Raw genomic sequence first — 13,955 nt, forward strand, 5'->3', positions numbered from 1 at the left:
AAGGTTATTATAATTCTACACCTGCGATAAAAGCGCCACAAACAGGCGATTATAACCTGTTTCTATGGAGCGGAATAATGATATTCAGCGGAGTGGCATGATTTAAGGAATACCAGCCCTCTTACGCTTCCGCCATTTCAGCAGCTCAAACCAGATCACCGAGGCCGAGCCAATGGCCGTACTCACCGCCAGTTCAAAGGCACTTAATGGCGCAAAACCAAAGAAGTTGGCTAAGGGCCTAAGATAGATCAGTGCAGCTGAAATGAGCAGGGTGATACCGATGATGAGCAATACCAGGTTGTTTTTATACCTGATGGTGGTTAACAGCGAATAGTAAAACGAACGGTTAACCAGGGTGAGCAAAACATTGGCTGCGATAAGGCAGGTGAACACCATGGTACGGGTAAGCGGTTCGTCAGCTCCTTTACTTAGGGCATACCGGTAAGTAGCCAACGTACCCGCGGTGATTGCCAGCCCCTGGATGATACTTGTTGTTAGCTCTTTCCAGTTAAAGAAAGTTGTGCTGAACGGCCGTGGTTTTTGTAGCATCGTGTTCTTTTCTATGGGCTCGTTCTCGTAAATGATGGAGCAGGTTGGCCCCATGATCAGTTCCAGGAAAATAATATGTACCGGTGAAAAAATATTAGGGTAGGCCCAGCCTAAGGCCAGCGGGGTAAACACAGTTAATATAATAGGGATATGGATGGAAATAATGTATTGGATGGCTTTTTTTAAGTTGGTATAGATACGTCTGCCCATCGCTACGGCCTCCACCATTTTAGAAAGATCATCCTCCAGCAATATCAGTGATGCAGCCTGCTTAGCAATTTCGGTTCCCTTTTTACCCATGGCTATGCCAATGTGTGCGGCTTTTAAAGCAGGCCCGTCGTTTACCCCATCACCGGTCATCGCTACTATCTCACGGTTTGCCTTTAGCGCATTAATGATTTTTAATTTGGCATCCGGGAACATTCGGGTAAAAATGTTTACAGTTGCTACCTTGGCCCGGAGTTCGGTATCGGATAACTGCATTAGCGCATCGCCGCTTATACATTTGTCAAACCCATTAAAATCAATTTGCCGGGCAATAGCGCCGGTGGTTTCCGCGTTATCGCCCGTAATGATTTTAACCTTAATACCAGCCTTGTAAAAGCCCTGCAGCACGGCGTTAATGTTTTTCTTAGGCGGGTCATAAAAGGCAATCAGCCCTTTAAATACCAACTGGAATTCCTGCTGTGTTGCGGGGAAATCGTTCCCTGTAAAATTTGCTTCCCCTACAGCCAATACCCGGTATCCCTCAGCAGCCATTACTTCAATTGCCGATGCTACCTGCCTTTTTTCCAGCTCGGTTAAATTACTGATACGGATCAGGGCTTCCGGTGCCCCTTTAGCCGCGATGATGCGTTGCCCGCTTGAATTTTCAAACAGATGGGTCATCATGGGCGGTTTTCCGTTCAGGGGATATTCATGGATCATTTTGTAATCGGGGCGTTCATCAGGAAGTCCTGCTTTTGCATAGGCATCATGCAGGGCAATCTCCATGGGGTCGAAGGGTATCGGTTCGCTGGCCCACATAGCCAGTCTTACCAGTTCCTGTCCGGGCCTGTTTGAAGTTTTTTCAGTAACATCTGCAATTCGATTCTCCTGCAGGGTATACACTTTCGCCAGGCTCATCTTATTCTCCGTCAGGGTACCGGTCTTATCGGTACATATTACTGAAGCGCTGCCCAGGGTTTCCACCGTTTTCATTTGTTTAACAACGATACCCATTTTCATCATCCGCCAGGCCCCCAGGGCCATGAAAGTGGTGAATGCAACCGGGATCTCTTCGGGCAGGATACTCATGGCCAGTGTCAGCGCTTTGATGAGGCTATCCAAAACATCGGCCGACCGGAAATAGTTAATGCCCCACACGCCCACAAACACAATCAGCCCGGCAATTACCATTTTTTTTACAAAATTATTGATCTGTAATTCCAGTGGTGTTTTTTCTTCGTCAATTGCCTCCAGGCTTTTGCCTATCTTACCCAAACGGGTTTGGTTCCCTATGGCGATTATGGTGGCTATGGCCAGGCCGCTGGCTACGGTGGTTCCATGAAAAATTAAATTGTCGGCTGAAGTAGGGTCCTTATAAACGGCTAAGGATTCGCCGGTGAGGATGCTTTCATTGACCGAAAAATCGTTGGAATGTACAATCATACCGTCAGCTGTTATAGAAGTCCCTTCCTCTACCATCAGGCTGTCGCCAACTACAAGCTCGTTACTTTTTATTTCCAAAACCCCGCCGTTCCTGATCACCTTGCATTTGGGTTGCGAAAAATCTTTGAGTTTTTCGAGCGCGTTCCGGCTTCGGGAGTCCTGATATAAAGATATGCCTGCTACCAGCACAATGGCGGAGGCCAGAAAAATACCATCACCGGGCTTACCGCTGATAAAGTAGATACACGAGGTAACCAACAGTAAAATCACCATTGGCTCTTTTGCCAATCCTTTCAGGGCATCAACAAAGCCGTTTTCTCTGTTGAACGACAGGCTGTTTGCTCCATGTTTTGATCTGGCCGCAATTACTTCATCGCTGCTTAATCCCCGTATGTCAAAACTATTTACTGCCATTTATTATTATCTATTAATATGGGTGCAGCCTTTACAGGTCCTGGGTAATAATTTCATTTCGGATGAATCAGCTTTAGCGGCAGTTTCAGCGGAGTGTTTCGTGTTTTCTGAAACAGCAGTAAGCTTCATGTCCGATTTTTTAGATTATAAATCTGGCCATTTATCATCGGGGAATAAATGACGGGGATCATTAATGCGCCTGATAGCACTTACTTAAATTAGTATTATTAATTGGCTATTTTTGATATCATTAAAGAATATGCGGATATATTTTAACGCTTGGATGATAAGGCCTTTTTATCACAGACTTGTTAGAGGCGACCGCTCCCCAGTCCTTATTATCCCCGATAGGATTTGATGTAAAAACGCTTATATTGGTTAATAAAGAGCGCGCGCTGTAAAAAAATAACTCCATGATAAAAGAAATGCCGCTGACCGTAAAACGGGCCATAGAGCTCATTGGCCTGTTTGTTTTAGGAGCTATAGTGGTGGCCGGACATTCGATCATTATGCCCTTATTAATGGCATTTTTCTTCAGCCTGGTGCTTTTACCGGTATTTCGTTTTTTTAAAAAACTAAAAGTGCCTGAATCTATTGCTGTTTTCCTACCTATATTATTATTAACTATTGTTGTAGCGCTGATCATTTGGCTGTTCTCCAGCCAGATGGGTGCCTTGCTGGATGATTTTCCGCAGATCCAACGCACAGTAACCAAACATTTGGATAATCTGAGTATTTGGATCAGCCAGTCATTCGGATACTCCCCGGCAGAGCAGTTGAAATTCATTAATGTGCAGAGCAAAAAATTATTCAGCTCCCTGGGCGGTGTTTTGAGCGGTGCTGCGGGTTCTTTGTCGGGCATAGTCATCTTTATCGGTTTATTACCGATCTATATCTACCTGATCATCTTGTACCGGAACCTTTTTTTAAAGTTCCTGCTGATGTGGTTTAAAAAAGACGAGTACCAGAACGTGGAGGACATTGTTCGGCAGACCGAAAAAATGGTTAAAAACTACCTTGTCGGGCTGCTGATACAGATCACCTACATCATTATCCTTTTAGGCGGGGCATTGTGGCTTTTCGGCATCCAGAATGCGTTATTGATTGGGATCATTTTTGCTTTTCTGAACCTGATCCCTTACCTGGGGGCATTAGTTGGTAATATTTTGGGCGTATTGCTTACCCTGGCCTCATCAGAAAGCCTGGCCGATGTGCTGATCGTATTAGGCGCGATCACTGCAGTGCAATTTCTGGATAATAATATCCTCATGCCGCGTATTGTGGGTTCGCAGGTTAAGATCAACCCGCTGGTTTCCATTGTTGGCATTATAGTCGGCGGCGTCATGGCGGGTTTATCGGGCATGTTCCTGGCGATGCCGGTGCTGTCCATTTTAAAGATCGTATTTGACCGTACCGAAAACTATAAGCAATGGGGTGTACTGCTGGGCGATGAGCGGCCTGTAAAAAAGCCAGATCAAGGTTTAATACTTTAGTGGGTTGTTTTTTTCGGATGCTTTTATCAAGCTGAAAAATAGCCAGTGGCAGCAGGCTGATGGTTATGGCCGCTGCCCACAATTTAATGGAAAGTACCGTTAGCCCTAAAACTAAACGCAATCCGGGTACGGCAAAAACCATCAGGATAAGGCCGCTGCAGATCAAAATGGCGATCCAGACCCATTTGTTCCTGGTAATTTCATTATTCAAAAAGCTGGAACCACCCGAAGACATTGAACACATGGAATAACTGTGCGAAAGTAAGTGTGGTACCAGCCTGGACGGGTGCACTTTTGTAGAAAGATACATGAGGGCCTATTTAATTTTCAGCTGCTGCGAATCGCTGTATTCAACTTTACTTATTGTATTCCTGTTTATCGAGACTGTAAAAGTAACTGCCAAAGTATTGTCCAAGCGCCATACCGAAACCGTAATGTTGACTGCTGCTATTAATGTAGTGGCTATATTACTATTCACAAACCCGCTCTGCTAATACTTCAATCTCCGGGATGCTATAAAAAATATATTTTAAACTATTGTAAATATAAAAATAATATTTTATCTTGCTGATTACCAATAGCTAACCAAGCTATCGGTAATGATATTCCTATTTATTTAATATCGATAGGAAAGAGTAACGCTAAACCTTCAATTCACAACCCATTATGCAGGAACCCGTTGTCCGTAAACTCGTATTTCCAGAGGAAGCTTACGAAAAGCCGTTGATCGAGATCGATTCGGACGGCAGGGGTATCTTTGTGATCAGTGACCTGCACCTGGCGGCGGGCATTAATTCAAATAACAATTATGAAGGGACCGAGAATTTCTTTGCCGATCAGTCGTTCGTCCGGTTCATCGACCACCTGGAAGAAAAAGCAACGGCTCCCAAAGCATTGCTGGTCATCAACGGCGATTTTATAGATTTCTTAAGAATATGTGACTATCCCACAACTGACAATGATTTTGCTGACTGGGAAGAAATGCTCAGCATTGTCGGGATACCAAAAAAGCAGAAGGAACTTCGCGGGTCGATTATTAAAAAGGAAAAGACATTCGGGCTGCGAACCAATGACTACAAGTCTGTATGGAAGTTGCATGTGTGTATTTCGGGCCACCAGGCATTGTTCGAGCGGCTGGCTTTATGGGTATATCATGGGCATCGGTTAATAATTACCAAGGGCAACCACGACCTGGAATGGTATTGGAAGCCGGTTCAAAATTACCTGCGGTATGCCCTGGCCAGGCGGCTGTCGCAAACGCAGCATTTACCTGTAGACGATGTGCTGCCTTTGGTTAATGACCTTACCATCTTTGCCGATCATGCTATGATCATCGATAAAAAGATCTACATTGAACACGGACATTGCTATGAAAGGACGACCGCAGTACAAGGCAATATACTGAGTGCCAACAAGCAAGAACTGAACCTCCCGTTCGGCTCGTTTTTTAACCGGTACCTTATTAACAAAATAGAGCTGCTTTACCCCTTCATAGATAATGTAAGGCCGCGCCAAAACATTTTGCTTGTGCTGTTCCGGGAGCGTTTCCCGCTCGCCCTGAAAATGGTTTTTTATTATGTGCCTTTTACCGTTTTGCTTGTTCCCAAAAAAATGTGGTGGGAGATATTTAAATATGCCATTACCTTTTTGCTCATCATTATTTTACCGCTGGCCATTACGGGGTTTGCCATTTACAAAAGCCTGCCGCGCGACCAGCACCCCAGCGACACTTCCTGGCTTTTACAGCAAATACTAAACACCGGTAAAAACCTGGGGTTTCTTTTACTATCGTATTTGTTTGGCCGCCTCATGACCCTGGTCAAACTAAGCGGCCCCTCCAGCTTTGTCTCGTTCGCCGAAGCTATCTTACATAAAAACCCATCGCTCCAAATCGTAACATTCGGACACACGCATAATCCTGAACAGAAGAACCTACAGGGACGATGGTATTTTAATACAGGCACCTGGATGCCTGTCTTCGAGGCATCCTCGGCCGATATACGAATTGACAAAACCTACACCTTTTTACAGGTTGAGCACGCTCCTGCCGGGGAATTGATCATCTATCCTTTACAACGCTGGAACGACGATGCCCTGCGAACAGATACTTTACCACTCGTTGACAATGACCGATCATGATAAAGAAAATATGGTACTTAGCGGGATTCTGTATCCTGTTACTATGTAATTGCAATGCCTTTAAAAAGATAGGGAGCGACCTTGGAGAGGGGTTAAACAGCAAGGTAAAACCCATAGGGAAAAACCTGGTTGCGGGATTAGATGAAGGATTGGCAGAATCCGCGCTACGGGCAGAGTTGTACAAGACAATTGATTCGGCTATCACAATAGCAGGGAGTAGCGCCAATAAAAACCTGAAGATCGTATTAGATTCCTTGCTATCACGGAGGTTATTGACATTTGTACAGCAATTGGTAGAAAATGCTACAGGAAAGCAGACCCGGCAAAACATTGATAATTTAAGGGAAGCCGCCGTCGGCGCAAAGACCAAGGCAGATTTGCAGGCCTTGATACAGGCTGTTTTAAATGACGAGAACAGCGGCAAGCTGGTTAACTTAAAAAACAAGTTGCTTGGTGACGGAACCAAACAACAAATTGGCAATATCGTAGATACCGCCATGCAACATCTAACCACCCGGTTCCAGTCAGGCATCACCGACTCTACCCTGAATAAACTTTCGCGCTTTCTTAATAACGACTTAAAGAAAGGTATTGATACCAATCTTTCGGTCATTCAGAAATATGCCACCTGGTTTTTGGTCGGCCTGGCTGCTGTGGCAGCGGTGATTATCACCCTGGTGTGGCGTAACCGTCAAAAATACCTTAAGCTTACGGCGTTACTGGCTTCACACGTCAATGCCATACCGGACCAGCACGTCTATGACCTGCTTACCGCGCGTATCAAGCAAAGTGCAGTGACCGCAGGCGTAGAACCGGCCTTGCGGAGTGTATTAAGCACTAATGAACTATTGACCACCGGATCCTGGAAACCTATTGAATAAGTATTAACAACAAGCACAAAAATGAAAAAAGAGTCAGTTCCGCTTAGATCGGCTTCCGAAAGAACAACCGGAGGCAAAAGGGATAAATGGCAAAATTGCGTTTGCAACCAGATCATTGAGCCTCTTTTATATGAAAAACCACAAACACTGGATGATGTTATCGATATCATTCAAAGGGCCCAGCTTAATCATTGCAAAGTAAAGGCGGTGGGCTCCGGGCATTCTTTTTCTGATATCGTGCAGACCTCCGATTTTTTGATCAATTGCCACGGCATGAATAAGGTGATACCCCTGGATAAGGATTTGCTATATGACGAAAGCGTCCTGATAACCAGGGGCTATGCATCCCGCCATTTAGTACATGTGGAGAATGGCATAAAGATCAGGGACCTGAATACCTATCTTGACGAAAATAAGCTTGCCCTCGCAAATATGGGGGCCTATGATGGGCAAACGATAGCCGGCGTCATATCTACCTCCACACACGGCACCGGCGTTAGCTTAGGCCCGCTGCCCGACAGCGTTGCCGCCATAGTTATCGTTGGCGAAACGGGTATGGTCTATCGGATAGAACCTTCGGCAGGCATCACCGACCCCGGGAAATATAAAGCGTCCTATCCCGAAAACAAGCTTATCCAGGATGATGAGTATTTTAATGCTGTATTGGTCAGTATGGGATGTATGGGTATTATCTACTCTTTGATACTAAAAGTTGTGGACAGCTATTTTTTAAAAGAGGAAAGGTTCGGTAACAAGGGCGAAACCTTTTGGGAAGACTTGAAAGTCCCGGGCAAGATCGCCAGTCTGCTGAAGGCTAACAGGCACCTGGAGATCTGGGTAAACCCCTACGAAATTGATGGAAAGCATAGCTGTCTCGTCACCAAACGAAATATTTACGACGGTAATGTCGCCCGTCTTCCCAAGGGAAGCAGGTCCCGCCGATGGTTCATAGAACATGTTGTTTTGAGGTTCAGGAAGCTGCCGGCGCTGATCTTTAAATTGTTTTACAGTAAAAGCCCCCAGCTGATTTCGGCCAGCATGCACGGTGTGCTGGATTATGATGGCTACATAGATAAAAGCTATGAAGTTATGAATTTAGGGAATGCCAACTACGTCAAAGGATACTCCGGGGAGTATGCGGTATCCCTGGCGAACGACCTTTATATCCAGGCGATAGATAAGATCCTTGAACTGGCAAAAAAGAACATGCATATAGGAGAACTGTACCATACCGCGCCGGTATCGATGCGTTTTGTTAAAAGTTGCAACGCGCACTTATCCATGATGAATGGCGAGGATAAATGCCTGATCGAGGTTCCGTTGCTGGTAGGCACCAAAGGAAGGTTTCAGATACTTGATAAGATAGAACATGAACTTTTAAAACTCGGGAAGATCAGGCCGCATTGGGGGCAATACCACAATTTAGGGAACGATACGATCACGGACCTTTACCCCTGCCTTGCCAAGTGGCTGGTCGTCTTCCGCGAAATGAATAAGACCGGCATATTCAATAATACGTTTACAGACAGGTGCAATTTTAAATAGCCTTTATGAACCCTCAATTACCTTTACCATACCAGGAAAACTCAACGGTCTATGTGAAGACCGGGACAGAGAAAATAGCCGTGCTTGATGACGCGATCGCGGCTTCCGGTTTCATTCCCCGCCTGGAAAAACAATTCCTGCTTTCCGGGAAAAAGGAAGAGGATTTTCTGGTCGTTATTAAGGCCAACATCATGGAGGCGCCATCTAAGACCGATGCCGCGGCCTTTACAGATCCGGAACTCGTTGAGCATCTGGCAGGGGTAATCCGGAGCCATGGGTATTCAAATATTGCGGTCGCCGATTCAGAAAACTTACTTAACTGCTGGTACCCAAACAGGACCGTTCACAACGTTGCCGGCTCTATTGGTTACCAGGCAACAAATTATAACCTGATTGACCTGGCTGACGACCAGGTTGCCTACGATTATGGAAGTGTACTGGGCATGCATACCATCGCCCGTGCCTGGTTAACGGCCGACTACCGGATATCCTTCGGCAAGAACAAGACCGACTGCCAGTGCTTTTATACGGGCTGCTTAAAAAACATTTATGGCTGCCTGCCCCGGTTTAACCGGATTAGCTATTATGAAACAAAAAATATAAGGTTTTATGAAGCCTGCGTACTGGTGGCAACGCATTTCCCGGTACACTTCGGCTTTTTGGATGCCTGGGACAGTGGCTGCGGTTTCAGTAGCAGTATCAGGAAGCCTAAAGTCAATACTACCAACGCGGTGCTTGCTTCGCCCAATATCCTGGCGTTGGATTGGGTGCAAGGCGAGAAAATGGGCCTAAACCCGGCATTGAACTTTCTTTTACAGGAAGCGCTGTTGCGCTGGGGAACCGTTCAAATCACCAGGAAAGGCAATATGACGCCCTGGGAGGATTGGCAAAATATCCGTTCCCTGACGGTCGGCCTTTGGGGCGTGTTAGAAGTAATGCCTGCCCTCCATCACTTTATTTCAAAATTAATCAAGTCCACTCCAATACTCACTAAGCAACTATAGTATGGAATATCCAATGAGAAAATACGGCCGTAACATTTATGAAAACTTTCTTTCATTCACGCTTAACCTGGCCTCGGTAGTCAATTTTATATCCTTTATCCTTGGCTGCTGTTTCTTTAAATATCTATTCCCGGCTCATCCTTCACCTGGCATCATTTTGCTGGGCGGCCTGTTTTTCAGTGCAATGCTAACCGGTATTGCAGGTGCCGGGACAAGGCAAAACAGGGCGTTATTAGAACCCGCTACTGTTTTTTTACTCTTGACCGGATTATTTAGCCTGGTATACGGTACCCTTTATGCATCAGGCTATTTGCTATCCGGGGGTATTTTAGGCGTGCTGTTAGTTATATTGATCATGGGGTTAAACAACCTGGCGGTTAAACACAGGTTTAAACCACGTTTTTTTTCCCAAAGGCAGTTTGAAACGATGATACAGATAGCGGACGCGATGCTGGACACGGATGGCGGGGCTGCACTAAGCGCTATTGAAATTACGGTCAATGTAGATCATATGCTCAGTAATGTATCTTCACCTGCAGCTACCCGCGAAATGAGGACGGTTATTATACTGGTAGAATGGGTTTTGCCCATACTGCAAATGCGGCCCTTTCCCTTTAGCAGTCTGGGGTCGGAGGAACGGCGGCGGCTTATAGAAAAAGTGATCGGCAGTAAGGGCATCTTTCGTAATGTGGCCAAAGCGATGAAAGTACTTTTTTGCATCGGGTATTACGGCGATGATAAAGGCATGCTGCAAACCGGTTTTATCCCTTTTGAAGAAAGAGAAAGGGCACATCAAGACCAGGCCCCGTTTTTTTATCCAGACCCTTTTTAATTTACAACACCATGAACACAAAATTTGACGTGATCGTAATCGGTTCAGGCGCTGCAGGCAGCGTGATGTCTTATCAACTGGCCAGAAGAGGGATCAGGGTAGCTATTGTTGAAAAAGGCAGACGGGAGGACCCCCAAACTTTTGAACATAACGAGGCTAACATGTTCTCCAGGGTTTATAAAAACGGGGGGCTGCAAACTACAAAAGACCATTCCCTAACCATTGCCCAGGGTTCGGTCGTAGGTGGCTCGACCGTGATCAATAATGCTATTTGGCTACGGGCCGATCTGGACAGGATCTTACCGGAGTGGGCAGGAAAAAACGCCTTTTTGGATAAAGAAAAGCTCCTGAAAAATTATACAGAACTGGAGGGGGCCTTACATGTTTCACCGATAACGCCGTTGCTCGCTAATAAAGGTTCCAATGTATTTATGAAGGGTTGCCAGGCGATGGGCATTGAGGCCTCCTACCTTAATAACAACCGCAAAGAGTGCCTCGGTTGCGGCTGGTGTAATTATGGCTGCCGTTACAACCGGAAAACTTCTATGCTGGTTACTTATATCCCCTGGGCCGAGGCCAAGGGGACCGTTGTATTTGATCAGTGTCTTGATGCAAAAATCACGTTGAAAGGCAATCGGGCTACGGGCGTAAAATTCTCCAGGAACAACCATGAAGTGCACCTGACGGCGGACAAAGTAGTCGTTTCGGCCGGCGCCATCGGTTCCAGCGCCTTACTGCTGCAAAGCGGGATATTTCTTGACGGTTTAGTGGGGCAGAAGTTTCATGTTTTGGGCGGCGCGTTTGTTACGGCCCAAACCGAGGAGATCGTCAATGGGTTTGACGGCATAGGGCTTACCTGCGTGGCCAAAGCCAGCAGTAATTACGTAATTGAAAGCTATTTTGCACCACCCCTGGTCTTTTCCATCAGTACCGGCGGCTTCTTTTTAAGTCATTATAACCGCATGCTGAATTACACGCATTTTGCCGATGCGGGAGTAATGGTTGGCACGGAACCAAGAGGTCAAATTTCATTAGATAAAAAGAAGAATCCGATTATCGATATCACCTTCAGCCCGCAGGAACTGGAATACCTGAAGGAAGGGATCAAGAAACTCTCCATGATCTATTTTAATGGCGGCGCGGTGAAAGTGCTTCCTTCTACTTTTAAGATCGTCGAATTTTCGAATGAAGCAGACCTGAAAATACTGGACAAAGAGGTAATAAATAACAACGACCTTAATTTAGGCACGGCGCATCCCCAGGGCGGCAATGTCATGAACGAAGATAAGAAGAATGGCGTGGTAGGCTGTGATTTTAAGGTTCATGGTTATGAGAACCTGTATGTGGCCGACACCAGCATATTCCCTACAAATATCCGGACGAACTGCCAGGCAACAGCGATGGCGGTTTCTCATTATGCTGCTGATTTTGTTGCGGAAGCCTAACGTTTGAACACATAAAATTACACCCAAATACATTCTAACAATATATCAGGTACGATTGCTATTTTGAAAGAAAGCTTTGGGAGGCTGGCCTGAAAAGCTGCGGAAGTCTTTGATCAGGTGGTTATCATCATAATAGCCATGTTCCAAAGCTATTTGCAACAGCGCGTTGGAAGATAATGAATCCAAACTACGATAAGTATTCAAAAAGCGTCTACGCAATAAATAGTCTTTCGGTGATACACCGATGTGCTTTTTGAAGTTTCTTTCCAACCACTTGTAGTTTATACGTACACCACATTTTTTTGTAAGCTCCCTGACACTGAGGCTCCGCCCCTGTTCAATATGATGAATCAGGTCTCCTAACAGATTTGGAAATGCAATTGCGCAGATCCTTTGGGATAAAAAGTTAGTAACTACTTCAACTTTATGCTCAATAGCGGCATTGCTGTAAAAGTGATTATTGAACGCGCTAAAATCGTCAGCGACAATTTCCACGAGATCAAAAACCGGCTTATGCTTAAAAACATTTTCACGAATATTGAACAGCTTAAAAAAAGTAATGGGGTTAAAGCGGATAACAAAAAACTCCTCAGTACTGATGGAAGATTCGCAATAGATGTTTTTTAGCATGCCACCGCAAACCCATGCATTGCCAATGTTGATAATATCGCCGTTTATGTTAATCAGCATCTTACCCGCAGGGTGTTGCATCAGGGTAATTACGGGATAACCGTCATTGAAAAAGAGTTGTCTTCCATGCAAACCCTGGGTTTTATATAAATAAAACCCTTCAACAAAATCTCTTAAGCTTTCCGGCGGACTTATCCTGGTAATAAGCGCATCATTGGGCGTGTTGATATGTCTGAAAAAATTGATAGGCATTATGCGAATATACCAATTTGCTGATTAGCGAACAGATGTCTAATTTATACTGTCAGGGATAGCGCAAAGGTGATATTTTTGAAGCAAAACAGGCATGACGATAAATAACGAAAAAGAACTTCAGGCAATGCAGGCCGTTAGCGAAGCAGTGGCTATGACCTTAAAGGAAATGCGGACATATACCCGGCCAGGAATGAGTACAAAACAATTAGATAATTATGGAGGCCAGGTATTGAGCACTTTCGGTGCGCGGTCTGCGCCGCATCTTACGTACAATTTTCCGGGATTTACCTGCATTAGCTTAAATAATGAGGTATGTCACGGGATACCTTCAAATGACCGGATTATACAGGATGGCGATGTTATAAACATTGATGTTTCTGCCGAATTGAACGGTTATTGGTCAGATAACGGCGGTTCTTTTATTGCTGGGCAGGACCGCCATGAAAAAAAGCACCTGGTAGATACTTCGCGCGATATCCTTAAAAAGGCAATCAATAATATTAAGGGCGGTGTAAAAATCAATGAAATTGGCGGGCTGATTGAAAAAGAAGCCAGGAATATTGGCTACAAAGTGATAAAAAACTTAGGCGGCCATGGCATCGGAAGGAGCCTTCATGAACAACCGGATTGCATTTTGAATTGCAAAGACAGGCTTGATGAAAGACGGTTCAGAAAAAACAGTGTTGTGGCAATTGAAACATTCATCAGCACAGCCTCAACCTGGGCTGTAGAATTAAGTGACGGATTTACGCTTGTGGGCGACAAAGGTGGGTTTTCGGTGCAACACGAGCATACCATTGTTGTAACAGATGGCTTGCCAATTATCCTGACTGAAGCCAACGGAATTTGGGATTAAATGACAAACTGCCAAAGATTAGTTACCAACATCCATTGGGTAAACAAAAATACTTTGGGCCGTACGGGCCGGCTATTCTATGCCTATTGCTCCCTTATCGTTAAAGCATTTGGGCCTATTCCCGTTCGCGCAAAAAATTTACAGAGAGCATCACTACCATATTTAGCAGCACTATCCTGAGGCAAAAAAGAGTGGTTTTGCCTGCTGCTGTATTCATTTGGGGCAAGACCAACAGTTGCCGTAAACGATAATATCTTTACCG

The 13,955-nt window shown here is 45.1% G+C and carries 11 protein-coding genes and 1 pseudogene; 9 read left to right on the forward strand and 3 right to left on the reverse strand.

Annotated elements, in window-relative coordinates; genetic code table 11:
• Window positions 1-102: 102 nt before the first annotated feature.
• Window positions 103-2,613: a cation-translocating P-type ATPase gene (locus tag AC07M6_RS05535; RefSeq protein WP_494887927.1), complete on the reverse strand. Its 2,511-nt coding sequence runs from the start codon at window positions 2,611-2,613 to the stop codon at window positions 103-105.
• Window positions 2,614-3,026: 413 nt separating this feature from the next.
• Between AC07M6_RS05535 and AC07M6_RS05540 the strand changes: the two genes are divergently transcribed.
• On the forward strand, window positions 3,027-4,106 hold the full coding sequence (locus AC07M6_RS05540; protein ID WP_494887928.1) for an AI-2E family transporter: 1,080 nt from the start codon (window positions 3,027-3,029) through the stop codon (window positions 4,104-4,106).
• 79 nt (window positions 4,107-4,185) lie between these two features.
• On the opposite strand, the pseudogene AC07M6_RS05545 reads toward AC07M6_RS05540, so the two are convergent.
• Window positions 4,186-4,416: pseudogene (locus AC07M6_RS05545) on the reverse strand (cation transporting ATPase C-terminal domain-containing protein); the annotation flags it as partial.
• Between AC07M6_RS05545 and AC07M6_RS05550 the strand changes: the two are divergent.
• From AC07M6_RS05550 to AC07M6_RS05580, 7 genes are all read left to right on the forward strand, one after another.
• A complete protein-coding gene (locus AC07M6_RS05550) occupies window positions 4,415-4,600 on the forward strand; it encodes a hypothetical protein (protein WP_494887929.1) in 186 nt (61 codons plus the stop codon). The pseudogene AC07M6_RS05545 and the gene AC07M6_RS05550 sit on opposite strands and share 2 nt — an antisense overlap.
• Before the next feature lie 172 nt (window positions 4,601-4,772).
• Complete coding sequence (locus tag AC07M6_RS05555; protein WP_494887930.1) at window positions 4,773-6,245, forward strand: metallophosphoesterase family protein; 1,473 nt, start codon at window positions 4,773-4,775, stop codon at window positions 6,243-6,245.
• Entirely contained in the window at window positions 6,242-7,126 is an 885-nt protein-coding gene (locus AC07M6_RS05560; RefSeq protein ID WP_494887931.1) for a hypothetical protein, read from the forward strand. Before AC07M6_RS05555 ends, AC07M6_RS05560 begins: the two co-directional genes overlap by 4 nt.
• A 21-nt stretch (window positions 7,127-7,147) precedes the next feature.
• On the forward strand, window positions 7,148-8,671 hold the full coding sequence (locus AC07M6_RS05565; protein ID WP_494887932.1) for an FAD-binding protein: 1,524 nt from the start codon (window positions 7,148-7,150) through the stop codon (window positions 8,669-8,671).
• 5 nt (window positions 8,672-8,676) lie between these two features.
• Window positions 8,677-9,675 carry a DUF362 domain-containing protein gene (locus AC07M6_RS05570; RefSeq protein ID WP_494887933.1) on the forward strand — a complete coding sequence of 333 codons (999 nt, stop codon included), beginning with the start codon at window positions 8,677-8,679 and terminating at the stop codon, window positions 9,673-9,675.
• A gap of 13 nt (window positions 9,676-9,688) precedes the next feature.
• On the forward strand, window positions 9,689-10,507 hold the full coding sequence (locus AC07M6_RS05575; protein WP_494887934.1) for a hypothetical protein: 819 nt from the start codon (window positions 9,689-9,691) through the stop codon (window positions 10,505-10,507).
• Between the two features lie 11 nt (window positions 10,508-10,518).
• Complete coding sequence (locus AC07M6_RS05580) at window positions 10,519-11,952, forward strand: GMC family oxidoreductase N-terminal domain-containing protein (RefSeq protein WP_494887935.1); 1,434 nt, start codon at window positions 10,519-10,521, stop codon at window positions 11,950-11,952.
• A gap of 45 nt (window positions 11,953-11,997) precedes the next feature.
• On the opposite strand, the gene AC07M6_RS05585 is transcribed toward AC07M6_RS05580, so the two are convergent.
• A complete protein-coding gene (locus tag AC07M6_RS05585) occupies window positions 11,998-12,834 on the reverse strand; it encodes an AraC family transcriptional regulator (protein ID WP_494887936.1) in 837 nt (278 codons plus the stop codon).
• Window positions 12,835-12,928: 94 nt separating this feature from the next.
• On the opposite strand from AC07M6_RS05585, the gene map reads away from it, so the two are divergent.
• A complete protein-coding gene (gene map, locus AC07M6_RS05590) occupies window positions 12,929-13,693 on the forward strand; it encodes a type I methionyl aminopeptidase (RefSeq protein WP_494887937.1) in 765 nt (254 codons plus the stop codon).
• The last annotated feature ends 262 nt before the right edge of the window (window positions 13,694-13,955 follow it).

This window comes from Mucilaginibacter sp. GW821-FHT07H05 (assembly GCF_059418485.1).

Bases quoted from the DNA above. Each gene is read 5' to 3' on its own strand.
- AC07M6_RS05535 (WP_494887927.1), bottom strand. From the start codon at position 2,613: ATGGCAGTAAATAGTTTTGACATACGGGGATTAAGCAGCGATGAAGTA.
- AC07M6_RS05540 (WP_494887928.1), top strand. From the start codon at position 3,027: ATGATAAAAGAAATGCCGCTGACCGTAAAACGGGCCATAGAGCTCATT.
- AC07M6_RS05550 (WP_494887929.1), top strand. From the start codon at position 4,415: ATGAGGGCCTATTTAATTTTCAGCTGCTGCGAATCGCTGTATTCAACT.
- AC07M6_RS05555 (WP_494887930.1), top strand. From the start codon at position 4,773: ATGCAGGAACCCGTTGTCCGTAAACTCGTATTTCCAGAGGAAGCTTAC.
- AC07M6_RS05560 (WP_494887931.1), top strand. From the start codon at position 6,242: ATGATAAAGAAAATATGGTACTTAGCGGGATTCTGTATCCTGTTACTA.
- AC07M6_RS05565 (WP_494887932.1), top strand. From the start codon at position 7,148: ATGAAAAAAGAGTCAGTTCCGCTTAGATCGGCTTCCGAAAGAACAACC.
- AC07M6_RS05570 (WP_494887933.1), top strand. From the start codon at position 8,677: ATGAACCCTCAATTACCTTTACCATACCAGGAAAACTCAACGGTCTAT.
- AC07M6_RS05575 (WP_494887934.1), top strand. From the start codon at position 9,689: ATGAGAAAATACGGCCGTAACATTTATGAAAACTTTCTTTCATTCACG.
- AC07M6_RS05580 (WP_494887935.1), top strand. From the start codon at position 10,519: ATGAACACAAAATTTGACGTGATCGTAATCGGTTCAGGCGCTGCAGGC.
- AC07M6_RS05585 (WP_494887936.1), bottom strand. From the start codon at position 12,834: ATGCCTATCAATTTTTTCAGACATATCAACACGCCCAATGATGCGCTT.
- map (WP_494887937.1), top strand. From the start codon at position 12,929: ATGACGATAAATAACGAAAAAGAACTTCAGGCAATGCAGGCCGTTAGC.